This is a genomic window from Streptomyces sp. NPDC050264 (assembly GCF_040655895.1).
Taxonomy (GTDB): Bacteria; Actinomycetota; Actinomycetes; order Streptomycetales; family Streptomycetaceae; genus Streptomyces.
Map to the genome: position 1 here is coordinate 99,984 of NZ_JBFAKV010000016.1, position 23,438 is coordinate 123,421.

General features: G+C 70.5%; 22 protein-coding genes. 18 read left to right on the forward strand and 4 right to left on the reverse strand.

Annotated features, from left to right (window positions below; translation table 11 throughout):
• The first annotated feature begins 35 nt into the window (after window positions 1-35).
• From AB0J02_RS26780 to AB0J02_RS26790, 3 genes are read left to right on the forward strand one after another with little or no spacing between them, the layout of a single operon-like run.
• Window positions 36-1,013 (forward strand): ABC transporter permease, encoded by a 978-nt coding sequence (locus tag AB0J02_RS26780; RefSeq protein WP_363196322.1) that lies wholly within the window; start codon window positions 36-38, stop codon window positions 1,011-1,013.
• Between the two features lie 10 nt (window positions 1,014-1,023).
• Window positions 1,024-2,085, forward strand: coding sequence for an ABC transporter ATP-binding protein (locus tag AB0J02_RS26785; RefSeq protein WP_363196323.1), 1,062 nt, complete (start codon window positions 1,024-1,026; stop codon window positions 2,083-2,085).
• A 27-nt stretch (window positions 2,086-2,112) separates the two neighbouring features.
• Complete coding sequence (locus AB0J02_RS26790) at window positions 2,113-3,234, forward strand: dipeptide ABC transporter ATP-binding protein (protein ID WP_363196324.1); 1,122 nt, start codon at window positions 2,113-2,115, stop codon at window positions 3,232-3,234.
• A 114-nt stretch (window positions 3,235-3,348) separates the two neighbouring features.
• Here AB0J02_RS26790 and AB0J02_RS26795 read toward each other — a convergent pair whose 3' ends face one another.
• Window positions 3,349-4,071: a class I SAM-dependent methyltransferase gene (locus tag AB0J02_RS26795; protein ID WP_363196325.1), complete on the reverse strand. Its 723-nt coding sequence runs from the start codon at window positions 4,069-4,071 to the stop codon at window positions 3,349-3,351.
• A gap of 166 nt (window positions 4,072-4,237) precedes the next feature.
• On the opposite strand from AB0J02_RS26795, the gene AB0J02_RS26800 reads away from it, so the two are divergent.
• Genes AB0J02_RS26800 through AB0J02_RS26820 form a run of 5 tightly spaced genes read left to right on the forward strand, consistent with a single transcriptional unit; the run spans window position 4,238 to window position 9,970 of the window.
• Window positions 4,238-5,872: an ABC transporter substrate-binding protein gene (locus AB0J02_RS26800; RefSeq protein ID WP_363196326.1), complete on the forward strand. Its 1,635-nt coding sequence runs from the start codon at window positions 4,238-4,240 to the stop codon at window positions 5,870-5,872.
• Window positions 5,873-5,895: 23 nt separating this feature from the next.
• Window positions 5,896-6,819 carry an ABC transporter permease gene (locus tag AB0J02_RS26805; protein WP_363196327.1) on the forward strand — a complete coding sequence of 308 codons (924 nt, stop codon included), beginning with the start codon at window positions 5,896-5,898 and terminating at the stop codon, window positions 6,817-6,819.
• Window positions 6,812-7,837, forward strand: coding sequence for an ABC transporter permease (locus AB0J02_RS26810; RefSeq protein ID WP_363196328.1), 1,026 nt, complete (start codon window positions 6,812-6,814; stop codon window positions 7,835-7,837). The genes AB0J02_RS26805 and AB0J02_RS26810 overlap by 8 nt, the downstream gene beginning before the upstream one ends.
• A 5-nt stretch (window positions 7,838-7,842) precedes the next feature.
• Window positions 7,843-8,826, forward strand: a complete 984-nt coding sequence (locus AB0J02_RS26815) for an ABC transporter ATP-binding protein (RefSeq protein WP_363196329.1) — start codon at window positions 7,843-7,845, stop codon at window positions 8,824-8,826.
• Window positions 8,813-9,970 (forward strand): dipeptide ABC transporter ATP-binding protein, encoded by a 1,158-nt coding sequence (locus AB0J02_RS26820; RefSeq protein WP_363196330.1) that lies wholly within the window; start codon window positions 8,813-8,815, stop codon window positions 9,968-9,970. The genes AB0J02_RS26815 and AB0J02_RS26820 overlap by 14 nt, the downstream gene beginning before the upstream one ends.
• Window positions 9,971-10,114: 144 nt before the next feature.
• On the opposite strand, the gene AB0J02_RS26825 is transcribed toward AB0J02_RS26820, so the two are convergent.
• Window positions 10,115-12,274: a prolyl oligopeptidase family serine peptidase gene (locus tag AB0J02_RS26825; RefSeq protein ID WP_363196331.1), complete on the reverse strand. Its 2,160-nt coding sequence runs from the start codon at window positions 12,272-12,274 to the stop codon at window positions 10,115-10,117.
• 191 nt (window positions 12,275-12,465) lie between these two features.
• Between AB0J02_RS26825 and AB0J02_RS26830 the strand changes: the two genes are divergently transcribed.
• From AB0J02_RS26830 to AB0J02_RS26865, 8 genes are all read left to right on the forward strand, one after another.
• Entirely contained in the window at window positions 12,466-12,660 is a 195-nt protein-coding gene (locus AB0J02_RS26830) for a hypothetical protein (protein WP_361064602.1), read from the forward strand.
• A gap of 31 nt (window positions 12,661-12,691) precedes the next feature.
• On the forward strand, window positions 12,692-13,627 hold the full coding sequence (gene mshB / locus AB0J02_RS26835) for an N-acetyl-1-D-myo-inositol-2-amino-2-deoxy-alpha-D-glucopyranoside deacetylase (protein WP_363196332.1): 936 nt from the start codon (window positions 12,692-12,694) through the stop codon (window positions 13,625-13,627).
• Window positions 13,628-13,698: 71 nt separating this feature from the next.
• A complete protein-coding gene (locus AB0J02_RS26840; RefSeq protein WP_363196404.1) occupies window positions 13,699-14,073 on the forward strand; it encodes a DUF6113 family protein in 375 nt (124 codons plus the stop codon).
• A gap of 153 nt (window positions 14,074-14,226) precedes the next feature.
• Window positions 14,227-16,209: a hypothetical protein gene (locus AB0J02_RS26845; protein ID WP_363196333.1), complete on the forward strand. Its 1,983-nt coding sequence runs from the start codon at window positions 14,227-14,229 to the stop codon at window positions 16,207-16,209.
• 105 nt (window positions 16,210-16,314) lie between these two features.
• The gene (locus AB0J02_RS26850; protein ID WP_363196334.1) at window positions 16,315-17,247 is read left to right on the forward strand and encodes an ABC transporter ATP-binding protein; all 933 of its coding nucleotides are present in this window, start codon (window positions 16,315-16,317) and stop codon (window positions 17,245-17,247) included.
• The gene (locus AB0J02_RS26855) at window positions 17,244-17,984 is read left to right on the forward strand and encodes an ABC transporter permease (protein WP_363196335.1); all 741 of its coding nucleotides are present in this window, start codon (window positions 17,244-17,246) and stop codon (window positions 17,982-17,984) included. The genes AB0J02_RS26850 and AB0J02_RS26855 overlap by 4 nt, the downstream gene beginning before the upstream one ends.
• The gene (locus tag AB0J02_RS26860; RefSeq protein ID WP_363196336.1) at window positions 17,981-19,150 is read left to right on the forward strand and encodes a sensor histidine kinase; all 1,170 of its coding nucleotides are present in this window, start codon (window positions 17,981-17,983) and stop codon (window positions 19,148-19,150) included. Before AB0J02_RS26855 ends, AB0J02_RS26860 begins: the two co-directional genes overlap by 4 nt.
• Window positions 19,147-19,779, forward strand: coding sequence for a response regulator transcription factor (locus tag AB0J02_RS26865; protein WP_363196337.1), 633 nt, complete (start codon window positions 19,147-19,149; stop codon window positions 19,777-19,779). The genes AB0J02_RS26860 and AB0J02_RS26865 overlap by 4 nt, the downstream gene beginning before the upstream one ends.
• Window positions 19,780-19,783: 4 nt before the next feature.
• On the opposite strand, the gene AB0J02_RS26870 is transcribed toward AB0J02_RS26865, so the two are convergent.
• Both AB0J02_RS26870 and AB0J02_RS26875 read right to left on the reverse strand, forming a co-directional pair.
• Entirely contained in the window at window positions 19,784-20,626 is an 843-nt protein-coding gene (locus AB0J02_RS26870) for a transglutaminase-like domain-containing protein (RefSeq protein ID WP_363196338.1), read from the reverse strand.
• A 49-nt stretch (window positions 20,627-20,675) separates the two neighbouring features.
• Window positions 20,676-21,692 carry a GNAT family N-acetyltransferase gene (locus AB0J02_RS26875; RefSeq protein WP_363196339.1) on the reverse strand — a complete coding sequence of 339 codons (1,017 nt, stop codon included), beginning with the start codon at window positions 21,690-21,692 and terminating at the stop codon, window positions 20,676-20,678.
• Between the two features lie 140 nt (window positions 21,693-21,832).
• On the opposite strand from AB0J02_RS26875, the gene fdxA reads away from it, so the two are divergent.
• Both fdxA and AB0J02_RS26885 read left to right on the forward strand, forming a co-directional pair.
• Window positions 21,833-22,153, forward strand: coding sequence for a ferredoxin (gene fdxA / locus AB0J02_RS26880; RefSeq protein ID WP_111666449.1), 321 nt, complete (start codon window positions 21,833-21,835; stop codon window positions 22,151-22,153).
• Window positions 22,154-22,261: 108 nt separating this feature from the next.
• Window positions 22,262-23,380, forward strand: coding sequence for a bifunctional succinyldiaminopimelate transaminase/glutamate-prephenate aminotransferase (locus AB0J02_RS26885; protein WP_363196340.1), 1,119 nt, complete (start codon window positions 22,262-22,264; stop codon window positions 23,378-23,380).
• Window positions 23,381-23,438: the final 58 nt, after the last annotated feature.

Here is a 23,438-nt window from a genome sequence, read left to right on the forward strand (position 1 = left end):
TCCCACCACCGCCGTCCTGAGAGCAGCTTCCTGCCATGCTTCGATTTCTGATACGCCGGACGTCTGGCGCAGCACTCATCCTCCTGCTGATCAGCGCCTTCACGTTCTTCATGTACTTCGCCATCCCACAGGACCCGGCGCTGCTCGCGTGTGGCAAGAACTGCACCCCGGACGCGCTGGCCATCATCCACAAGAACCTTGGGCTCGACTCACCGATCCCTGTGCAGTACTGGGACTTCCTCAAGGGCATCTTCGTGGGCCGGGACTTCGCCGTGGGGCACTGCGACGCGCCGTGCTTCGGTGTCTCGTTCCGTAACAACCAGATGGTCTGGGACACGATGATGGACCGCCTCCCGCTGACGGTCTCGCTGACCATCGGTGGCCTGGTCGTCTTCCTCGTCGCGGGTCTCGGCGCCGGTCTGCTGGCCGCCAAGTTCCGCGGTACCTGGATCGACAAGCTCTTCTCCGGCGCGTCGCTGGTGACCAGCTCCTTCCAGATCTACCTGCTCGGTCCCATCGTGATGGGAATCTTCGTGTACAGCACCGGCTGGCTGAAGAGGCCCAAGTACGTTCCGTTCACGGAGAATCCGGGCGCCTGGTTCGCGGGTCTGCTGATCCCCTGGGTCGTCATGGCGACGATCTTCACGGCCAACTACACGCGTATGGCCCGGTCGTCGATGATCGAGCAGCTCCAGGAGGAGCACGTACGCGCCGCCAAGGCCAAGGGCATGAGCAGTGGGTATGTCTTCTTCCGGTACGCCTGGCGCGGTTCGCTCATCCCGATCGTCACCATCGTCGGCATGGACATCGCCGCCCTGCTCAGCGGCGGCATGGTCACCGAGCTGACCTTCAACCTGGCCGGGTTCGGCCGCCTGGCCATCGAGTCCGTGACCAACAAGGACCTCCCGGTCCTCATGGGCGTCATGCTGGTCAGCGCCGCCTTCATCATCATCTTCAATGTCGTCGTGGACGCCCTGTACGCCGTGATCGACCCGCGCGTGCGCCTGTCCTAGGAGAACCCCCGTGACCACACTCACCAAGACCGAGGACGCCCCGGCCCCGACCGGTTCCGAGGCGTTCCTCTCGGTACGCGACCTGCGGGTGCAGTTCTCCACCGAGGACGGCGCCGTCAAGGCGGTGGACGGCCTCTCCTTCGACCTCGAGCGCGGCAAGACGCTCGGCATCGTCGGCGAGTCGGGCTCCGGCAAGTCGGTCACCAACCTGACCGTGCTGGGGCTGCACTCCAAGAAGAACACCACCATCGACGGTGAGATCCTTCTGGACGGTCAGGAGCTGCTCACCGCCTCCGAGTCGGAGCTGGAGAAGCTCCGCGGCAACAAGATGGCGATGATCTTCCAGGACTCGCTGACCGCGTTGTCGCCGTACTACACGGTGGGCCGGCAGATCGCCGAGCCCTACCGCAAGCACACCGGCGCCAGCAAGAGGGAGGGCCGGAACCGGGCCATCGAGATGCTCGGCAAGGTCGGCATCCCGCACCCCAAGCAGCGCGTCGACGACTACCCGCACCAGTTCTCCGGCGGTATGCGCCAGCGCGCCATGATCGCGATGTCGCTGGCCTGCAACCCGGAACTGCTCATCGCGGACGAGCCGACCACCGCGCTCGACGTGACCGTGCAGGCGCAGATCCTCGACCTGCTCAAGGACCTGCAGCAGGAGTTCGGCTCCGCGATCGTCATGATCACCCACGATCTGGGTGTGGTCGCGAACATGGCCGACGACATCCTCGTGATGTACGCGGGCCGTGCCGTCGAGCGGGGCTCCACCCGCCAGGTACTCAAGTCACCCGAACACCCCTACACCTGGGGCCTGTTGAGCTCGATGCCACGACTTTCGTCGGACGTCGACGAGCCGCTGATGCCGATCCCCGGCTCGCCGCCCTCGCTGCTCAACCCGCCCCCGGGCTGCCCGTTCCACCCGCGCTGCGCCTTCACCGACAAGGTGTCCGGCGAGCGGTGCTCGGGTGAGCGTCCGGTGCTCCCGGTCGGACGGGGCTCCGCCTGCCACCTGACGGCGGAGCAGAAGCAGCAGGTGTTCATCGAGACGATTCAGCCCCGGCTGGGCTGAGCAGCTACCGGCGACTGGGGCAGAACCATGAGCGAGAACAACACCAGCACCACGGCGGTCGCCGACGCGATCCCCGGGCAGCGTGACGGGGACTCCGTGCCGTTGCTGAAGGTCGAGGGGCTGCAGAAGCACTTCCCGATCAAGGGCGGCTTCCCGATCCGGCGTACCGTCGGCGCGGTCAAGGCCGTCGACGGCGTCGACTTCGAGGTCTACCCGGGCGAGAGCCTGGGCCTGGTCGGCGAGTCCGGCTGCGGCAAGTCGACGACGGGCCGTCTGCTGACCCGTCTCTACGAGCCCACGCAGGGCACCGTCACCTACAACGGCCAGGACATCAGCCACGCCACCCGCAGGCAGCTGGCGCCCATCAGGTCCGAGATCCAGATGATCTTCCAGGACCCGTACGCGTCGCTGAACCCGCGGCAGACGGTCGGCAAGATCATCTCCGGTCCGATGGAGATCAACGGGATCAACCCGCCCGGCGGCCGCGAGGCGCGGGTCCGCGAGCTCCTGGAGATCGTCGGCCTCAACCCGGAGCACTACAACCGCTTCCCGCACGAGTTCTCCGGCGGCCAGCGCCAGCGCATCGGCGTCGCCCGGGCCGTGGCCCTGGAGCCGAAGCTGATCGTCGCCGACGAGCCCGTCTCGGCGCTCGACGTCTCCATCCAGGCGCAGGTCATCAACCTTCTCCAGAAGGTCCAGCGGGAGATGGGCATCGCGTTCGTCTTCATCGCCCACGACCTGGCGATCGTGCGGCACTTCTCGCAGCGCGTCGCGGTGATGTACCTCGGCAAGATCATGGAGATCGCGGACCGCGACTCGCTCTACAACCGGCCCCGTCACCCGTACACGCACGCGCTGATGTCGGCCGTGCCGGACGCGGACCTCGACGCGGAGAAGAAGGAGCGCATCCGCCTCGAGGGCGATGTGCCGTCCCCCATCGCTCCGCCGTCCGGCTGCCGCTTCCGCACCCGGTGCTGGAAGGCGCAGGACAAGTGCGCGACGGAGGAGCCGCCGCTGGTGCAGATCTCGGGCAGCAAGCCCGGGCACCTGACGGCCTGCCACTTCCCGGAGGAGCCGTCCATCGAGGCGCGGGCCGAGGACATCGTCCTCGACCCGGCGCTCAAGGCGCTGGAGAGCGGCGAGTCCTGAGGTCTGTTGCTTGTACGTGACTGTGGCCCGGCCCTGGTGATTCCACCGGGCCGGGCCACAGCCGTTGGTACGTACGCCGGCCGCGACCAGCCCCCACCGGCCCGCAGCGGCGGACTAATCCGTGACTTGGCACACGCTGACGATCTCCGGGCTGGAAGCCGTCAGCGGGGAGAGGTCGAAAGCGCCGTACCGAACCGACGGCACCAGACCGGCCTCCTCGAGGAACACATCCAGCTGCCCCTCGGAGAGGAAGCGCAGAGTACTGCGACTGGCCTCGGGCGCGGCCCACCCCGTCGCGCTGAACGTCGTATCGAAAGTGACGGTCCGCCCGTCATGGCCGGCCACGACCTCATGCGCCACCCGCACCCCGCCCACCTCAGCACCCCGCGCCGGCGTCCACCCCTCCCACGCCCGCGCCGCAGGATTCCGGGTCTCGAACGCGAACCGCCCCCCGGGCGCGAGCAATCCCCGTACCGCCTCCAGCGACGTACGGATCTCGGTGTCGGTCACCAGGACCTGGAACGCGTGCCCCGTCATCACGACGAGGTCGAACGGGCCGTCGGGCCGGGCCGTGTCCAGCGTGCCGCGCACCCACTCCACATCGGCCCGGCGCCGCGCGACGGCGAGCATGGCCTCCGCCGGGTCGAGTCCGCACAGCCGTCCGGGATGCCCCTCCTCGCGGGCCCGGATGAGCAGCGCCCCCGTCCCGCACCCCACGTCGAGCACGGAGCCGGCGCCGCGCACCAGGTCCAGATAGAAGTCGTCGCCGGGGCCCCATGGGTTCAGCGCGTCGTAGAGGCCGGCGAGACGGGCGTCGGTGAAGGCGTGATCGGGCACCGGCCGATCATCGCGGCTGTCCATCGGGCCTGTCACACGAATGCCGTGAGGACTTTCCCCGTAAGGCCGACTCCGGAGTGCGTTGTGCCTGCCTTGGGTCGATATTAAGGCGTACGTGTCATATGAACGGTAAGGGTCGGTACGAGTCGGTATGAGGAGGCACTCCATGCGTGGAGCCACGCACGCCAAGTGGGCCGCTGGAGCGGTCGTCGTAGCCCTGGCGGCGACGGGCTGTGGTGGCGGTGACAGCGGCGGCGGTGGCGGGGGTGACGGCTCCGGTGTCGTCCGGTCCTCCTGGGGCGACCCGCAGAACCCGCTGGAGCCCGCGAACACCAACGAGGTGCAGGGCGGCAAGGTCCTGGACATGATCTTCCGCGGTCTGAAGCGGTACGACCCGAAGACGGGCGCCGCCAAGGACATGCTGGCGGAGAAGATCGAGACGTCCGACCAGACGAACTACACGATCACCGTCAAGAGCGGGTGGACGTTCTCCAACGGGGAGAAGGTCACCGCCAAGTCCTTCGTGGACGCCTGGAACTACGGCGCGAGCCTGAAGAACAACCAGAAGAACGCGTACTTCTTCGGGTACATCGACGGCTACGACAAGGTGCATCCGGACTCCGGCAGCCAGTCCGCCGACACACTGTCAGGGCTCAAGGTCACGGGTGACCGGACCTTCACGGTCAAGCTCAACCAGAAATTCTCGACCTGGCCCGACACCCTCGGCTACGCGGCCTTCGCGCCGCTGCCCAAGGTGTTCTTCAGCGACCACGACTCGTACGTGAGCAAGCCCGTCGGCAACGGGCCGTACACCGTGGACTCGTACCAAAAGGGCTCCCAGATGTCCCTGCGGAAGTGGGACAAGTACCCCGGTGACGACAAGGCGGAGAACGGCGGCGTGGACCTCAAGGTCTACACGGACAACAACACCGCCTACACCGACCTGACCGCCGGCAACCTCGACCTCGTCGACGACGTGCCCGCCTCCCAGCTCAGCAACGTGGACAGCGACCTGAGCGGCCGGTACATCAACACCCCGGCCGGCATCATCCAGACCCTCGCCTTCCCGTTCTACGACTCCGACTGGAACAAGTCGGACAGCGACAAGGTCCGCAAGGGCCTGTCCATGGCGATCAACCGCAAGCAGATCACCGAGTCCATCTTCGAGAAGACCCGCACCCCGGCCACCGACTGGACGTCACCGGTGCTCGGCGAGGACGGCGGCTACAAGAGCGGGCTCTGCGGGGAGTTCTGCGAGTACAAGCCGGACGAGGCCAAGAAGCTGGTCAAGGAGGGCGGCGGCATCCCCGGCGGCCAGGTGAAGATCGGCTACAACGCCGACACCGGCAGCCACAAGGAGTGGGTCGACGCCGTCTGCAACTCCATCAACAACGCCCTCGGCAACGACAAGGCCTGCGTCGGCAGCCCCACCGGCACCTTCGCGGACTTCCGCAACAAGATCACCGACAAGAAGATGACGGGCCCGTTCCGCGCCGGCTGGCAGATGGACTACCCGCTCATCCAGAACTTCCTGCAGCCGCTGTACTACACCAACGCCTCGTCCAACGACGGCCATTGGTCCAACAAGGAGTTCGACTCCCTCGTCGACAAGGCGAACGCCGAGCCCGACCAGTCCAAGGCGGTCAAGACGTTCCAGCAGGCCCAGGAGGTCGTCCGGGACAACATGGCGGCCATCCCGCTCTGGTACCAGAACGGCAGCGCCGGCTACTCGGACAAGGTCTCCAACGTCGCGCTGAACCCGTTCAGCGTCCCCGTCTACAACGAGATCAAGGTCAACTAACAGACGCCAGGGACGGAGCCCTCATGGGACGGTATGTGATCCGGCGGCTGCTGCAGATGATCCCGGTCTTCATCGGGGCGACCCTGCTGATCTTCCTCATGGTCAACGTGATGGGCGACCCCATCGCGGGACTCTGCGGCGACAAGGCCTGCGACCCCGCCACCAAGGCACAGCTCTCGAAGGAGTTCGGCCTCGACAAGCCGGTCTGGCAGCAATACCTGACGTACATGGGGAACGTCTTCACCGGCGACTTCGGGACGGCGTTCAACGGCCAGAAGGTCACCGAGCTGATGTCGACCGCGTTCCCGGTCACCATCCGCCTGACGATCGTGGCGATCCTCTTCGAGATCGTCGTCGGCATCTCGCTCGGCGTCGTCACCGGGCTGCGGCGCGGCCGTCCCATCGACACCTCCGTGCTGCTGCTGACCCTCGTCGTCATCTCCATCCCGACGTTCGTCACCGGCCTGCTGCTGCAACTGCTGCTCGGCGTGGAGTGGGGCTGGATCAACCCGGCGGTCTCCACGGACGCCCCGTTCAGCGAGCTGATCGTGCCGGGGCTCGTGCTCGCCTCGGTCTCCCTCGCGTACGTGACCCGCCTGACGCGGACCTCCATCGCCGAGAACAAGCGGGCCGACTACGTCCGCACGGCCATCGCCAAGGGCCTGCCGAGGCGCCGCGTCATCACCCGGCACCTGCTGCGCAACTCCCTGATTCCCGTCGTCACCTTCATCGGCGCCGACGTCGGCGCCCTGATGGGCGGCGCCATCGTCACCGAGCGCATCTTCAACATCCACGGCGTCGGCTTCCAGCTCTACCAGGGCATCCTGCGGCAGAACACCCAGACCGTGGTCGGCTTCGTGACGATCCTCGTGCTGGTCTTCCTCGCGGTGAACCTGATCGTCGACCTCCTGTACGCCGTACTCGACCCGAGGATCCGCTATGCCTGAACCGCAAGCGCCAGAGCCCTCCCGGCGGCCCGGTGCGTCCGGCGGCGGCCGCGCCCCCGAGGACGGCGCCATCGCGGCGACCGGCATGGGCGGTGCCATGGACCTCGCCACGAGCGAGGGCGCGCTCGTCGAGGGACCGCCCGGCGGCGCGGGACCCACAGGACCCGTCGGCAAGCCCCGCAGCCTGTGGTCCGACGCCTGGCGCGACCTGCGCCGCAACCCCATCTTCATCATCTCGGCGCTGGTCATCCTCTTCCTGGTGCTCATCTCGATCTGGCCGCAGCTGATCGCCTCCGGCAATCCGCTCTCCTGCGACCTGGGCAAGCGCCAGCAGGGCTCCCAGCCGGGCCACCCCTTCGGCTTCGACGGCCAGGGCTGCGACGTCTACACCCGCACCGTGTACGGCGCCCGCAACTCCATCACCGTCGGCGTCTGCGCCACGATCGGCGTCTCGCTGCTCGGCTCGGTCCTCGGCGGCCTGGCCGGCTTCTTCGGCGGGTTCTGGGACTCGGTCCTGTCCCGCATCACCGACATCTTCTTCGCGATCCCCGTCATCCTCGGCGGCCTCGTCCTGCTGTCGGTCGTCACCAGCAACACCGTCTGGCCCGTCATCGGCTTCATGGTGCTGCTCGGCTGGCCGCAGATCTCCCGCATCGCCCGCGGCTCCGTCATCACCGCCAAGCAGAACGACTACGTGCAGGCGGCCCGCGCGCTCGGCGCCTCCAACTCCCGGATGCTGCTGCGCCACATCACCCCGAACGCCGTCGCGCCGGTCATCGTCGTCGCGACCATCGCCCTCGGTACGTACATCGCGCTGGAGGCGACCCTCTCGTACCTCGGTGTCGGCCTGAAGCCGCCGGCGGTCAGCTGGGGCATCGACATCTCGGCGGCGTCCGGGTACATCCGCAACGCCCCGCACATGCTGCTGTGGCCGGCCGGGGCCCTCGCCATCACGGTGCTCGCGTTCATCATGCTCGGCGACGCGGTGCGCGACGCCCTCGACCCGAAGCTGAGGTAGCGCCCATGCCGTTGCTCGAAGTACGCGATCTGCACGTCGAGTTCCGCACCCGGGACGGCGTCGCCAAGGCCGTGAACGGCGTCGACTACACCGTCGACGAGGGCGAGACGCTCGCGGTGCTCGGCGAGTCCGGCTCCGGCAAGTCGGTCACCGCCCAGGCGATCATGGGCATCCTCGACGTCCCGCCCGGGAAGATCACCGGCGGCGAGGTCCTCTTCAAGGGCAGGGACCTGCTGAAGCTCAAGGAGGAGGAGCGCAGGAAGGTCCGCGGCGCCGAGATGGCCATGATCTTCCAGGACGCGCTCAGCTCCCTCAACCCGGTGCTCTCCGTCGGCGAGCAGATCGGCGAACTGTTCACCGTGCACCGCGGGATGTCCCGCAAGGACGCCAAGACCAAAGCGGTCGAGCTGATGGACCGGGTCCGTATCCCGGCGGCGAAGGAGCGGGTGGGTCAGTACCCGCACCAGTTCTCCGGCGGTATGCGCCAGCGCATCATGATCGCGATGGCGCTCGCGCTCGAACCCGATCTCATCATCGCGGACGAGCCCACCACCGCCCTCGACGTGACCGTGCAGGCCCAGGTCATGGATCTGCTGGCCGAGCTGCAGCGCGAGCTGCACATGGGGCTCATCCTCATCACCCACGACCTGGGCGTCGTCGCCGACGTCGCTGACAAGATCGCCGTGATGTACGCGGGCCGCATCGTCGAGCACGCCCCCGTCCACGAGATCTACAAGGCGCCCGCCCACCCGTACACGAAGGGCCTCCTGGAATCGATCCCGCGCCTGGACCAGAAGGGCCAGGAGCTGTTCGCCATCAAGGGACTGCCGCCGAACCTGATGAACATCCCGCCCGGCTGCGCCTTCAACCCGCGCTGTCCGATGGCCCAGGACGTGTGCCGCACGGACGTCCCGCCGCTCTACGTCGTCTCCGAGGACCGGCGCAGCGCCTGCCACTTCTGGAAGGAGACGATCGATGCGTCACGCTGAAGGCGGCTCGCACGTCAGCAAGGGCGACCTCAAGCGCGAGGGAGAGCTCGCCGAACACCTCCTCCACAAGGCGCAGGCCGAGTCCGCGTACGCGAAGAACGGATCGGCCTCCGGACACGAACCCCTCCTGGAGGTGCAGGGGCTGGTCAAGCACTACCCCCTGACCCAGGGCATCCTCATCAAGAAGCAGGTCGGCGCGGTCAAGGCCGTCGACGGCGTCGACTTCGAGCTCGGGCAGGGCGAGACGCTCGGCATCGTGGGGGAGTCCGGCTGCGGCAAGTCCACCGTCGCCAAGATGCTGGTCAACCTGGAACGCCCGACGGCCGGCGTCATCAAGTACAAGGGCGAGGACATCACCCGGCTCTCCGGGCGGGCGCTGAAGGCCGTGCGCCGCAACATCCAGATGGTGTTCCAGGACCCGTACACCTCCCTCAACCCGCGCATGACGGTCGGCGACATCATCGGGGAGCCGTACGAGATCCACCCCGAGGTCGCGCCGAAGGGCGACCGCAGGAAACGGGTCCAGGACCTGCTCGACGTCGTCGGTCTCAACCCCGAGTACATCAACCGCTACCCGCACCAGTTCTCCGGCGGCCAGCGTCAACGCATCGGCATCGCACGGGGGCTGGCGCTGCGCCCCGAGATCATCGTCGCCGACGAGCCGGTCTCCGCGCTCGACGTGTCGGTGCAGGCACAGGTGATCAACCTCCTGGACCAGCTCCAGAACGAGTTCGACCTGTCCTACGTCTTCATCGCCCACGACCTCTCGATCGTCCGGCACATCTCCGACCGGGTCGGCGTGATGTACCTGGGCCGCATCGTCGAGATCGGCACGGACGAGGAGATCTACGAACACCCCACGCACCCCTACACGCAGGCGCTCCTGTCGGCCGTGCCCGTGCCCGACCCGGCGGCCCGCGAGCGCCGCGAGCGCATCATCCTGGCCGGTGACGTGCCCTCGCCCGCCAACCCGCCCTCCGGCTGCCGCTTCCGCACCCGCTGCTGGAAGGCGCAGCAGCGCTGCGCCGACGAGGTCCCGCTGCTCGCCGTCCCCGCGGTCTTCCGCATCGGCGACAGCGGCCCGGCCCAGCACCCCTCCGCGTGCCACTTCGCCGAGGAGAAGCAGGTCGTGCCGACCGAGTAGCGCGTCGGCGGCAGTGCCTTTACAAGCAGGCAATCCGGCCGACGTGATGCCGATATACGAGCGGGCCAGGATGAACACCGTACGGCCGTGCGGGTGCCGTGGGCCGGGGCCGGAGCGCGCCATGTCGCTCCGGCCCCGGTCGTTCTACGAGAGCCCCAACGAGCGCTTCAGGAAGTCGACCTGAAGCAGCAGCAGGTTCTCGGCGACCTGTTCCTGCGGCGTCATGTGGGTCACCCCGGACAGCGGCAGCACCTCGTGCGGGCGCCCGTCCGCGAGCAGGGCGGAGCTCAGCCGCAGGGCGTGCGCGACGACCACGTTGTCATCGGCGAGCCCGTGCACGATGAGCAGCGGCCGGTGCTGCCCGGCGGCGTCCGAGAGCCCGTCGTCCGTCACCAGTGAGCTCTTCGCGTACGTGTCCGGGGACGCGGCCGGGTCGCCCAGGTACCGCTCCGTGTAATGCGTGTCGTACAGCCGCCAGTCCGTCACCGGGGCACCGGCGATGCCCGCGTGGAAGACGTCGGGCCGCTTCAGCACGGCCAGCGCGGACAGATAGCCGCCGTAACTCCAGCCGCGCATCGCCACCTTGGACAGGTCCAGCGGGAAGCGGCCGGCCAGTGTCCGTACCGCGGTCACCTGGTCGTCGAGCGTCAGCGTGAAGTCGCCGCGGATCGACTTCTCGCGGCCGGGGGAGATGCCGGGCGTGCCCCGGCCGTCGGCGACGATCACCGCGAAGCCCTGGTCGGCGAACCACTGCGAGGTCAGGTACGGATTGTGCGCCGCCATGACGCGCTGCCCGTGCGGGCCGCCGTACGGGTCGAGCAGGACGGGCAGCGGGCCGTCCCCGTCCTGGTACGAGGAGGGGAGAAGGACGGCGCACGGGATGCCCGCCGCCTCCGTCAGCGTCACGCGCGGGGAGAGCAGCGGGCGCTCGGCGTGCGAGGCGATCTCGGCGACCTGCTTGCCGGCGCGCTCCACGCGCACCCGCGCGCCGGGGGAGCCGAGGGTGGCCGAGGCCAGGACGGTGACGTCGCCGGAGCGGATCGCCGCGTGCACGCCGGGCTCGGCGGAGACGCGCTGCACGCCCAGTTCGTTGACCCGGTAGACGTGCACCTCGCCGGTCTCCGGCGCCTCCGCCGCCGTGCCCGCCGAGGCCGAGACCAGGACGTCGCTCGTGCCGACGTCGAGCACGGCCCGTACGTGCAACTGCGGTCCAGTCAGCGGGCGTTCGCCGACGGCGAGCACCCGCGCGCCGCCCTCGTCGGCGATCCGCACGAGCTGCCCGCTGGGTGACCAGCACGGCACGCCGGGGAACAGCTCCAGCCACTGGTCGTCCTCGTCGGCGTGCACCATGCGCGTCGAGCCGTCGTCCGGGTCCACCGCCAGGTACAACTCGCTGAGCTGGTCGCGCGCCTGCACGAGGATCAGCGGAGCGCCGTCCGCCGACCAGTGCACGCGGGCCAGGTACGGGTAGGCCGACCGGTTCCAGTTGATCTCGGTGCGGGTGCCGTCCAGGCCGTACGCGAAGAGGCGGACCTCTGCGTTGGGGGTACCGGCCGCCGGATAGGCGTTGCGCACCGGTTCGCGGTCCGGGTGCGCCGGGTCGGCGATCCACCAGCGCCGCACGTCCGCGTCGTCGGCGCGGGCCACGAGCAGCCGGTCGGAGTCGGGCGACCACCAGAAGCCGCGGTACCGGGCCATCTCCTCGGCCGCGATGAACTCCGCGAGCCCGTACGTCACCGTCTCCGACTCGGGCGTGGCCAGCGCCCGGTCGCCGGCGTCTTCGGGGCCCTCCGCGCCGACGACCCGCAGCGCGCCCCGGGCGACGTACGCGATGTGCCGGCCGTCGGGGGCCGGGCGCGGGTCGAGGACCGGTCCGGGGACGCGGAGTTCGCGGGCCGTGCCCGCGCGCAGCTCCGCCGTGAAGAGCCGGCCCGACAGGGCGAACGCGGCCAGCTCGGCGGCGGCGTCCGTCGCGTAGCCCACGATGCCGGCGCCGCCCTCGCGGCTGCGCTCGCGCCGGGCCCGCTCCTCGTCCGAGAGGCGTTCCGAAGAGCCGCCGAGCAGCGTCACCGGATCGGCGGCGACCCGCTCCTGACCGCTCGCCACATCCAGCACCCACAGGGTGTTCGCCCGGTCGGTACCGGCGGAGGAGCGGAGGAAGACGACGCGCTCCCCGTCGGGCGACACCGTGAAGGCGCGCGGCGCACCCGACGTGAAGCGCTGCGTACGCGCGTGCTGACGAGGGAAGGAGTACGTCTCGTCCCCGGTGCCCGGTCCGGTGCCGGTGCCGCTCTCGATGGTCATCCCCGCAGCCTAGGACGGATGGCGGCCATGCGCCCCCACGCGCTCCCGCCCGCCCCCGGTGCTCCCTCGTTACGACTCATGCGTTACAGCGGATAGTTATGATCGACAGCGCCGTGTGGGCATCAATGTCCCGTGGCGTCGCGCAGGTGGATGTCCGTAGGTGACCGGATCACTTTGGAGGAGGGACCGCTGTGGCACTCTCGATCTCGGCCGTGGTGCTGTTCGCGATCATCGTCTTCATCCTGATCAAGAAGTCGGGGCTGAAGGCCGGGCACGCCGTGGTCTGTGTGCTCCTCGGTTTCTATCTGGCGAGTTCCTCCATCGCCCCCACCATCAAGGAGCTGACGACGAACGTGGCGGGCATGATCGGCGGGATCAAGTTCTAGCCAGGGGGACACGGCGTTCTAGGCTGGGGGTATGACGGAACTGCCCGGCCGGCGTCTGCTCCTCGTGCACGCGCATCCCGACGACGAGTCGATCAACAACGGCGCGACGATGGCCAAGTACGCCGCCGACGGCGCCCACGTCACGCTCGTGACCTGCACCCTCGGCGAAGAGGGTGAGGTCATTCCGGACGAACTGGCCCATCTCGCCCCGGATCGTGAGGATCTGCTCGGCCCGCACCGCATCGGCGAGCTGACCGCCGCCATGAAGGAGCTGGGCGTCACCGACCACCGCTTCCTCGGCGGCCCCGGGTGCTACCGCGACTCCGGAATGATGGGCGCCGAGCAGAACGGCCGCCCCGCCGCGTTCTGGTCGGCCGACCTCGACGAGGCGGCCGCGCACCTCGTGGCCGTGATGCGCGAGGTCCGCCCGCAGGTCCTCGTCACGTACGACCCGGACGGCGGCTACGGCCACCCCGACCACATCCAGGCGCACCGCGTGGCCATGCGCGCCGCCGACCTCGCCGCCGAACCGGCCTTCCGGCGCGACCTCGGAGATCCGCACACGATCTCCAAGATCTATTGGAATCGTGTGCCCCGTACGGTCGTCGAGGAACTGTTCCGCCGGGTCGAGGCCGGACTCGACCGCACGCCCTTCGACACCGTCGCCACCGTGGCCGACGTGCCGGGCGTCGTCGACGGCGAGCGCGTCACCGCCGAGATCGACGGCCGTCCCTACTGGGTGCGGAAGGAAGCCGCGATGCGCGCGCACGCCACCCAGGTCGACATCCCGGAGGGACTCGGCGTGTTCGCGCTCTCGAACGGGCTCGCGCAGCCGATGCTTCCGGTCGAGTACTACGAGTTGGTGCGGGGCGAGCCCGGATCGGCGTACGAGAACGACCTGTTCGCGGGAGTCGACGACGGCACCGGCCAGGGCGTCATCAAGGGCATCGAGGGAGAGCACGCGTGATGAGCAGCGGCAAGAGCGGCGGCGCCGGTGGCGGCAAGGCCGCGGCACCCCAGGTCGACCTCCCCTTCAGCATGTCCCTCACCCCGGCCCGGGCCACGGCTCTCCTCCTCCTGTTCGTGCTCGGCGTACCCGTCGGCGCGGCGGGCGCACTCCTCCAAGGGGGCTGGTTCCCGGGCGGGTTGCTGCTCGCGCTGCTCGGCGCGGCAGGCCTCTTCCACGGCGGGGCGCGGCTGACCCGTGGTAGATCCGGCGCCGTGGCACCCGCGGCGGGCTGGCTCGTCGCCGTCATCCTGCTCACAGCGAGCCGTCCCGAAGGGGACTTTCTGTTCGGCGCGGGACTCGGCTCGTACCTCTTCCTCCTCGGAGGGATGGCCGTGGCTGTGATGTGCGCCACCCTTGGTCTTTCACAGCAACCACCCGCGTCCGACGCCCGACTTGGGAAGTGACGTCGCACTTGCGACCGGTACGCACCGTGCCCGGTAGGGGATTCACCATCCGTCACGCCGTGACCCCCGGCCGCGGCCAGTATGGTGGTGCGCGCCGCCGAGCAGCCCGCGCGAGGTCGAGACGGGCGGCGGAGCCAACCGGGAGAACCTGCTTTGAGTCGTGAAACTGACAGTTCGTCCTCCGGGCCCCAGGGGCGCGGCGCTGCCGCCTACCCGTCGGGCACGCCTCCGTACGGCACGTCCGCGCAGGGCGCGGCCGCCGGCGACGCCGACCCGCTGGGCCAGGTGCCCCCGGGTGACCAGGGCGCCCCGGACGCACCCAGGACCGAGACCACGCTGACGACGCGTATCCGGATCAACATCCCCGGCTCGCGTCCGATCCCGCCGGTCGTGATGCGTACGCCGATGAGCGATGTCGACGGTGGGCCGCAGGACGGCGCCGACGCGCCGGCCGGGACCCCCGAGCCCGACGCCGGCCGCCCCTCCGCACTCGCCGGGTACGCGGACCCGGGCGCCGGTATCGGTACCGGTGCCGGGCCCGCCGCGAACTCCGGTCCCGCCGAGACCAAGGCCCCGCGCGAGGAGAAGACCAGCGACTGGTTCGCTCCGCGCAAGGGCGCCGCGCCGCGCGGCGCCGCAGCGAACGGCGCGGGTGCCGCCGCGGCAGCCCCGCCGAGCGCCCCCGGGGCCCCGGCCCCGTCCGGCACGTCCGGCGGCTTCGACGTGTCCGGCGCCGTGGCGGCGGGCCCGCTCGGCGGAGCCCCCGCACCGCAAGTCCCCGGCGACCGGGGCGACCTGCCCTACTTCTCCGGCGGCACGGGTGCCCCGGGCCCCGGTGCGCCCCGCGGCGGCCCGGCCGGTCCCACTACGGGGCCCGCCACCGGTGACGGCCCGATGGTGCCGCCGCTCGCGAGCGAGCCGCCGGTCCGTCCCGTCCCGGGCGCCCAGAACCCGCCGCGGCTGAGCGACGACACCGCGATCCTCACGCCGCAGAAGCCGGCGCCCGAGCCGCCGGCCGGCCACGTCTCCGGTGACACGCTCACCAGCGGCATCCCGGTCGTCCCGGGGTCCGGCGGCCCCGGCTCGCCGTTCGCGCCCGGTGCGAAGACCCCGGCACCCACCCCGCACACCCCGCCGAAGCTGCCCGACCCGGTGCAGAGCGCCCCGGCGGCGGCCGCGAAAAAGAAGAAGAAGGGCCGCAGCAAGCTGGTCCTGCTCGGCGTGGGCGTCGTCGGCGTGGCCGGAGTCGCGTACGGCGCGGGCCTGTTGATGAACCACTCGGACGTGCCCAAGGGCACCACCGTCCTCGGTGTCGACATCGGCGGCGGGACCCGCGACCAGGCCGCCGCCAAGCTCGACGACTCCCTCGGCAAGCGCACGGGGCAGGCCCTGAAGCTCCAGGTCGACGGCAAGACCGTCGAGCTCAAGCCGGACCAGGCGGGGCTGTCCCTGGACAGCGCGGCCACCGTGTCCGCCGCCGCGGGCAGCGACTACAACCCGGTCTCCGTCATCGGCTCGCTCTTCGGCAACCAGCGGGTCGTCGACCCCGTCATGCCCGTCGACGAGGAGAAGCTGCACGCGGCGCTGGAGCAGGCCGCGGGCGGCGCCGCCGGGTCCGGCGACGGCACGATCAAGTTCGTCCAGGGCAAGGCCGTCGCCGTCTACGGCAAGGCGGGCAAGGGCATCGACGTCGACAAGTCGACCGACGCCGTGCAGAAGGCGTACCAGGCGCAGGTGGAGACGGGCGCGTCCGCGCCGGTCCAGGTGCCGACGACGACCCGCCGGCCGACGGTCCCGGACGCCGAGGTCGACCGGAAGATGGAGCAGTTCGCGAAGCCCGCGATGTCCGGCCTGGTCACCATCAAGGCCGGGAGCGCGTCGATCCAGTTCGGCCCGGACAAGTCGCTGCCCAAGATCCTCGGGGTCAAGGCGGTCGACGGCAAGCTCGTCGAGACGTACGACCTGCAAGCCCTCAAGGGGCTCTACGGCAACGTCTTCGACGGGGTCCTGATCACCCGGGGCAACGGCAAGAAGACCCCGGTCCAGCCGACCGACGTCGCCTCGGCCATGGGCAAGGCCCTGCTGGGCAAGACCCCCGCCGAGCGCACGGCGACGATCGGGACGGACGCGGGCTGAGTCACCGGAGCGACCCGTGCGCGGGTCCCGCATGACAGATGTCACGCGGGACTCGCGACGCCCGGCACTGCCGCGCCCCGCCGCCGACCGGCGACGATGAGCGGCATGAACACAGACGCAGCGGTCACCTTCGCCGGGGTGACGAAGTCCTACGGCGCCGTCAAGGCCGTCGACGGCCTCAGCCTCGCCCTGCACCCGGGGGAGACCGTCGCCCTGCTCGGCCCCAACGGCGCGGGCAAGTCCACCACCCTCGACCTGCTGCTCGGCCTGCGCCCCGCGGACAGCGGTGACGTCCGCGTCTTCGGCGCCGCCCCGCGCGACGCCATCGTCCAGGGCCGGGTCGGCGCCATGCTGCAGAGCGGCGGCCTGATGGACGAGGTGACGGTGCGCGAACTGGTGCAGCTGGCCTGCGCCCTGCACCCCAAGCCGTACCGGACCGGTGACGTGCTCTCCCGCGCCGGCATCGACCAGATCGCCGACCGCAAGGTCAACAAGCTCTCCGGCGGCCAGGAACAGCGCGTCCGCTTCGCCCTCGCCACGGCCGGCGACAGTGACCTGATCGTCCTCGACGAGCCGACGACCGGGATGGACGTCTCGGCCCGCCAGGCGTTCTGGGCGACCATGCGCGAGCAGGCCGACCAGGGCCGCACCGTCCTGTTCGCCACGCACTACCTGGAGGAGGCGGACGCGATCGCCGACCGGGTCCTCGTGCTGCACCGCGGCCGCCTCCTCGCCGACGGCACCGCCGCCGAGATCAAGGCGAAGGCGGGTGCCCGCAAGGTCTCCTTCGACCTGGAGGGCGAGATCGACACCGCCGCCATCAAGGCACTGCCGTTCCTCACCACCGCAGATATTTCAGGCCAGACCATCCGCATCCAGTCCACCGACGCCGACGCGACCGTGCACGCGCTGTACGGGCTCGGCGTCTACCCCCGCAACCTCGAAGTCGCCGGACTCGGCCTGGAGCAGGCCTTCGTGGCCATCACCACCGCGGAAGAAGCCACGGGAGCAGCCGCCGAGGAGGCGAACGCAGCATGAACAGCCTCATCAAGCTGGAGATCACCCGCGCCCTGCGCAACAGGAAGTTCCTGTTCTTCTCCGTGATCTATCCGTCGGTCCTGTTCCTGCTGATCGCGGGCAGCGCCGACAGCACCGCCATCGTCGACGGCACGGGCCTGAACCTGCCCGCGTTCATGATGGTCTCCATGGCCTCCTTCGGCGCGCTCACGGCCGTGCTCATGGGCAACAGCGAGCGCATCGCGAAGGAGCGGGAGAGCGGCTGGGTACGGCAGTTGAGGCTGACGACGCTGCCCGGCCGCGGCTACGTACTGGCGAAGACGGCGAGCGCCGCGGTCGTCTCCCTGCCCTCCATCGTGATCGTCTTCGTCGTGGCCGCCGTCTTCAAGGACGTACGGATCGACGCCTGGCAGTGGCTCGCGCTCACCGGCGCGATCTGGGCGGGCAGCCTCTGCTTCGCCGCGCTCGGCGTCGCCATCGGCTACCTCGCGTCCGGCGACGCCGTCCGCCCGATCACGATGATCGTCTACTTCGGCCTCTCCATCCTGGGCGGCCTGTGGATGCCGACCACGACGTTCCCGCAGTGGCTGCAGTCGATCGCCAAGTGGCTTCCCACGCACGCCTACGCGGCCCTCGGCCAGGCCATCGAGCTGGGCAACGCCCCGCACGCCAAGGACGTCACGCTGATCGTCGTGTACTTCCTGCTCTTCGCGGGCGGCGCGGCCTGGCTGTACCGGAAGGACACGTTGAAGGCGTGAGCACGCAGACGGACGGCGAGCGCAGGCTCCCGGGGATCGGCAAACCGCCGGAGACGCGCCGCGAGTTCTACGTGAAGCTGATCTGGATCGCGATGTGGCTGGCCTTCCTCGGCAGCCCGGTCGCCGACCTGCTGCGGGGCGGCCACGGCCCGGTGGCCACGGTCCTCGGCTGGCTGGGCCTCACGGTGTTCGCCGGCTGCTACGTGGGCCTCGTCCTGCGCCAGACGGGCAGGCCCATGGAGCTGGTCGTGGTCCGCGGCTGCCTGGCCGTGCTGTCGGTGTTCGCCGTCGTCCTGCCCCTCACCCTCGGCGCGCAGTGGCTGGTCCTGTTCGTGTACGTCTCCGTGGCCTGCGGCGCCGTGCTGCCGCTGCGCTGGGCCCGCACGGGAATCCTGTCGACCACGGCAGCCCTGGTCGCCACCGGGCTGCTGCTCGACACCAGCCCGGAGTACTGGCTCGTCGTCCCCACGCTGCTCGGCGGGTTTTCCATGATCGGCGTGCGAGAACTGGTGCGTACGACACGGGAGTTGCGGGAAGCCCGCGCCCAGGTCGCGCAGCTCGCCGCGAACGAGGAGCGGCTGCGGCTCGCGCGCGACCTGCACGATCTCCTCGGCCACTCCCTCTCGCTGATCACGCTCAAGAGCGAACTCGCCGGCCGCATGCTGCCTGACCACCCCGGCAAGGCGGCCGACCAGGTCGCCGACATCGAGAAGGTGAGCCGTCAGGCGCTGGTCGACGTGCGCGAGGCCGTCGCCGGGTACCGGCGGCCCCGCCTCGCCGCCGAACTCGCGGGCGCCCAAGCGGCCTTGGCGGCGGCGGGCATCGCGGTGGACGTGCCCGACGATCTCCCCGGGCTGCCCGGGACGCAGGAGGCGACGCTCGCCTGGACGCTGCGCGAGGCCGTCACCAATGTCGTACGGCACAGCGGAGCCCGCCGCTGCACCGTCGGCGTCGCCCGGCGCGAGACCCTCGGCGGGCCCGTCGTCGAGCTGAGCGTCGAGGACGACGGCGCGGGCCCGTCCGGGGTGCCGCCCGGCAACGGCCTGAACGGCCTCGCCGAACGCCTCGCCGCCGTCGGCGGCACCCTGGAGGCGGGCGCCGCGCCGGACCGTGGCTTCCGCCTGGTGGCCCGGGTCCCGGCCGCCTCCGTAGGATCCGCCGCATGAGCACGGAGAACGACACGGGCGACAGGATCAGAGTCCTCCTCGCCGAGGACCAGTCGATGGTCCGCGAAGCCCTCGCGGCGCTGCTCGGCCTGGAGCCGGACATCGAGGTCGTCGCGCAGGTGGCACGCGGCGACGAGGTCCTGGCGGCCGCCCGCGCGCACACGCCGGACGTGGCCCTGCTCGACATCGAGATGCCGGGCTGCACGGGCATCGAGGCGGCGGCCCGACTCCGCGCTCACCTGCCGGAATTGAAGGTCGTCGTCCTCACCACGTTCGGCCGCCCGGGCTATCTGCGCAGCGCCATGGAGGCGGGCGCCCGCGCGTTCCTGGTGAAGGACGCCCCCGCGGCCCAGCTCGCCGAAGCCGTCCGCAAGGTCCTCGCGGGCGAGCGTGTCATCGACCCGACGCTCGCCGCGGCCGCCCTGGCCGAGGGCGCCAACCCGCTCACGGACCGCGAACGCGAGGTGCTCCGCGCGGCGGCGGACGGCCGCACCAACGCCGAGCTGGCGGCCGCCCTGAACCTGTCGCAGGGCACGGTCCGCAACTATCTGTCGGTGACGATCCAGAAACTGGCCGTACGCAACAGGGCGGAGGCAGTACGGGTCGCGAGGGAGAAAGGCTGGTTGTGACGGCTCAGTTCAACCTGGCCCGAGCTGCCCTGGCCTGCCCCGACACCCGCTCGGCCGCGTCAGCGTCAACCGCCGCCACCACTTCCGCGTACGCCTCCAACTCAACGGCCCCGGTGACGAAATCGCCCCGCTGCACCAACAACTGGGCCCGCTCATAGCGCAACCGCGCCGGATGCGACGGCAGCAGCAGCGACAACTCCACGGCCCAGAGCGACACATCGGACCGCTCGGGCCGCGTCGCCGCCCACGCCCGGATGTTGTTCAGGATCCGCAGCACGACCTCCAGCGGATCGACGGGCCGCAGCATCGACGGGTCCATCGGCGCCCCCGTCGCCCCGGCCACCAGCACCTCCGCGTCCGACCCCGTCAGCACGCGCCCCGCGCCGAACGGATCGGCGAGGATCTGCTCCCCGGGGTCGCCGAAGCCGACGACGAAGTGCCCCGGCAGTGCCACCCCGTAGACCGGGGCCCCGGCCCGCCGCGCCACCTCCATCCACACCACCGACAGCAGGATCGGCAGCCCGCGTCTGCGCCGCAGGACCTCGTGCAGCAGCGACGACTCCAGGCGCTGGTAGTCGCCGGCCACGCCGTGGAAGCCGAGCCGCGACCCGAGCAGCTCGGCGAGGGCGGTGGCCCACGAGCGCGGACTGCCCGGCCGGAACGGCAACTGCCCGGCAAGCTCGTCCAGTCGGATCTCCACGGCGTCCATGCCGGCCTCGTCGAGCGAGCCGTCCGCCTGTGCGGCGAGCAGCAGACACAGCTGCGCGAGATCGGGCCGCTCGGACCGCGCCTCCTCGGCGAACCGGCGGCGAAGCTCCGTGGAACGGGGGGACAGGTGGGGGGACATACGTGCCTCGTGCCCTCTCAGACCGATCGATAGCGCGATCGCCAACGGGTCACCGTGCCGTCTCCGGCGCGTCCCGTTCCGGAGCACGGTAGTGGTGATAGGCGTGGTGTGTGGCGAAACCCATGCGGTCGTACAGTGCGCGCGCCCCCTCGTTGTCGGCCTCGACCTGGAGCCAGGCCGCCGACGCGCCCTCGTCCAGCGCGCGGCGCGCGAGCGCCGTCATCACGGCCGAGGCGAGCCCCTGCCGCCGCCGCGCCGGGTCGACCTCGACGGCGGCGAACCCGGCCCACCGCCCGTCGACCACGCACCGCCCGATCGCCGAGGGCACCTCGCCCTCGCCGGGCACCGTCGCGAACCACACGGACGGCCCGGCGCACAGCACCCGCGACGCCACCTCGGTCGCGCCCTTGCGCTGGTAGCGCCCGAGCCACGCCGCTCCCGGCACACGGCTCAGCACCACCCGAGGGTCGTCGGGGGCGTCCCCGATGGGTGCGAGCGCCGCGATCCGCAGCTCCGCGGACACCTCCCGCAGCCACCCGCGCGCCTCCAACTCGGCGCACAGCACCTCCTGCGCGCCCGCCGCCCCGGTCGCGGTCTGCGCGTAGGCGGGCAGCCCGCGAGCCGCGTACCAGTCCTGTACGCGGTCCAGCGCGTCGGCGAGCGGCACCCCCGGATCACCCACCGGCAACACGGAGTTGGCCCGCCGCGTGAAGCCGTCGGCGGCCCTCAGCTCCCACTCGCCGAGCCGCTCGCTCTCGATCGGCTGCCAGGCGCGGGAGGCGACACGCGCCAGTTCCGGATACGTGGCGGAAGGGCCGCGGCGCCTGGCCGGTTCGGCTGGCACGACCTTTCCCGCGACCATCGTGGACGCGTCGACGGCGACCCGCTCGCCGGTCCGTCGTGTGATGAGCAGCACACCCTCGTTCCACGATGTGAGAACCCCGACGGTGTCGGTGAACTTCCGACCCGCGGGCCCGTCCTCACTCACCCGTCGCACGGATACGCGTTTTCCCACGTCAGCGCGGGTCAGGCTAACCTCGAGCCGTCCGCTCGCAGTGAATTCCACAGCTGGGTCCACCCCTCCTGTTCGGATCATGGCCGGGAACGGAGATACTAGGGGCGGGCATCGACGACGCCGCGCTCCCGCGCGCCAGGCGGCGGAGCCTGCGGAGGCCCGCCAGCGCCCTATCGAGGAGGAACGACAGCGTGACCTACGTCATCGCGCAGCCTTGTGTCGACGTCAAGGACAAGGCGTGCATCGAGGAGTGCCCGGTCGACTGCATCTACGAGGGCTCCCGGTCCTTGTACATCCACCCGGACGAATGCGTCGACTGTGGTGCCTGTGAGCCGGTCTGCCCGGTCGAGGCGATCTTCTACGAGGACGACACTCCGGAGGAGTGGAAGGACTACTACAAGGCGAACGTCGAGTTCTTCGACGAGCTCGGTTCGCCCGGTGGTGCTTCGAAGATGGGCCTGATCGAGAAGGACCACCCGTTCATCGCAGCGCTGCCGCCGCAGAACCAGTAACCGAGTTCAGCGGTACGCACAGGCGCTTCCCCGGTCCCGTACGGCTTCGACTGCCGTACGGGACCGAGGCATTTGTCCCCTACATCGCGAGAGAAGTGAGCTGACCAGGTGTCCGGAGTCCCCGCGCCCATCGATCGCCTCCCCACCTTCCCCTGGGACAAGCTGGAGCCGTACAAGAAGACTGCGGCGGCACACCCGGGCGGCATCGTCGACCTCTCCGTCGGCACGCCCGTCGACCCGGTGCCCGAGCTGATCCAGAAGGCGCTGATCGACGCCGCCGACTCGCCGGGCTACCCGACGGTGTGGGGCACCCCGGAACTGCGGGACGCGCTCGTGGGCTGGTGCGAGCGCCGCCTGGGCGCCCGCGGCCTCGGCCACCCGAACGTGCTGCCGGTGGTCGGCTCCAAGGAACTCGTGGCCTGGCTCCCGACCCAGCTGGGCCTCGGCCCCGGCACCGCGACATCCAAAGACGTGGTTGCCTACCCGCGCCTCGCCTACCCCACGTACGAGGTGGGCGCCCGCCTGGCCCGCGCGGAGTACGTGGCCTACGACGACCCGACGGAGCTGAACCCCGAGGGCATCAGGCTCCTGTGGCTCAACTCCCCGTCGAACCCGACCGGCCGGGTGCTGTCCAAGGACGAGCTGACCCGCATCGTGGCCTGGGCCCGCGAGCACGGCATCCTGATCGCCTCGGACGAGTGCTACCTCGAACTGGGCTGGGAGGCCGACCCGGTCTCGGTCCTGCACCCGGACGTGAACGGCGGCTCGTGCGAGGGCCTGGTCTCGGTCCACTCGCTCTCGAAGCGCTCGAACCTGGCGGGCTACCGTGCGGCGTTCCTCGCCGGCGACGCCGCGGTCCTCGGCGACCTGCTCCAGATCCGCAAGCACGGCGGCATGATGACCTCGGCCCCGACGCAGGCGGCGGTCGTCGCGGCGCTCGGCGACGAGCAGCACGTGCGCGAGCAGCGCGCCCGGTACGCGGCCCGCCGCGAGCTGCTGCGCGAGGCGCTCCTCGCGCACGGCTTCCGCATCGAGCACAGCGAGGCGAGCCTGTACCTGTGGGCGACCCGCGACGAGTCGTGCTGGGACACCGTCGCCCACCTCGCGGACCTGGGCATCCTGGTCGCGCCGGGCGACTTCTACGGCGAGGCGGGCCGCACGTTCGTACGCGTCGCGCTGACCGCCACGGACGAGCGGATCCAGGCGGCGGCGAAGCGCCTGTCCTGACCGCCGTCCCGGCCGCACGGCAGCGAAAACGGGGGTGCGGGGAGCTTGTCGCTCCCCG

Coding starts and splice junctions, on each gene's coding strand:
- AB0J02_RS26790 (WP_363196324.1), top strand. CDS start 2,113: ATGAGCGAGAACAACACCAGCACCACGGCGGTCGCCGACGCGATCCCC.
- AB0J02_RS26855 (WP_363196335.1), top strand. CDS start 17,244: ATGAACAGCCTCATCAAGCTGGAGATCACCCGCGCCCTGCGCAACAGG.
- AB0J02_RS26805 (WP_363196327.1), top strand. CDS start 5,896: ATGGGACGGTATGTGATCCGGCGGCTGCTGCAGATGATCCCGGTCTTC.
- AB0J02_RS26850 (WP_363196334.1), top strand. CDS start 16,315: ATGAACACAGACGCAGCGGTCACCTTCGCCGGGGTGACGAAGTCCTAC.
- AB0J02_RS26800 (WP_363196326.1), top strand. CDS start 4,238: ATGCGTGGAGCCACGCACGCCAAGTGGGCCGCTGGAGCGGTCGTCGTA.
- AB0J02_RS26810 (WP_363196328.1), top strand. CDS start 6,812: ATGCCTGAACCGCAAGCGCCAGAGCCCTCCCGGCGGCCCGGTGCGTCC.
- AB0J02_RS26820 (WP_363196330.1), top strand. CDS start 8,813: ATGCGTCACGCTGAAGGCGGCTCGCACGTCAGCAAGGGCGACCTCAAG.
- AB0J02_RS26780 (WP_363196322.1), top strand. CDS start 36: ATGCTTCGATTTCTGATACGCCGGACGTCTGGCGCAGCACTCATCCTC.
- AB0J02_RS26815 (WP_363196329.1), top strand. CDS start 7,843: ATGCCGTTGCTCGAAGTACGCGATCTGCACGTCGAGTTCCGCACCCGG.
- AB0J02_RS26870 (WP_363196338.1), bottom strand. CDS start 20,626: ATGTCCCCCCACCTGTCCCCCCGTTCCACGGAGCTTCGCCGCCGGTTC.
- AB0J02_RS26825 (WP_363196331.1), bottom strand. CDS start 12,274: ATGACCATCGAGAGCGGCACCGGCACCGGACCGGGCACCGGGGACGAG.
- mshB (WP_363196332.1), top strand. CDS start 12,692: ATGACGGAACTGCCCGGCCGGCGTCTGCTCCTCGTGCACGCGCATCCC.
- AB0J02_RS26840 (WP_363196404.1), top strand. CDS start 13,699: ATGTCCCTCACCCCGGCCCGGGCCACGGCTCTCCTCCTCCTGTTCGTG.
- AB0J02_RS26865 (WP_363196337.1), top strand. CDS start 19,147: ATGAGCACGGAGAACGACACGGGCGACAGGATCAGAGTCCTCCTCGCC.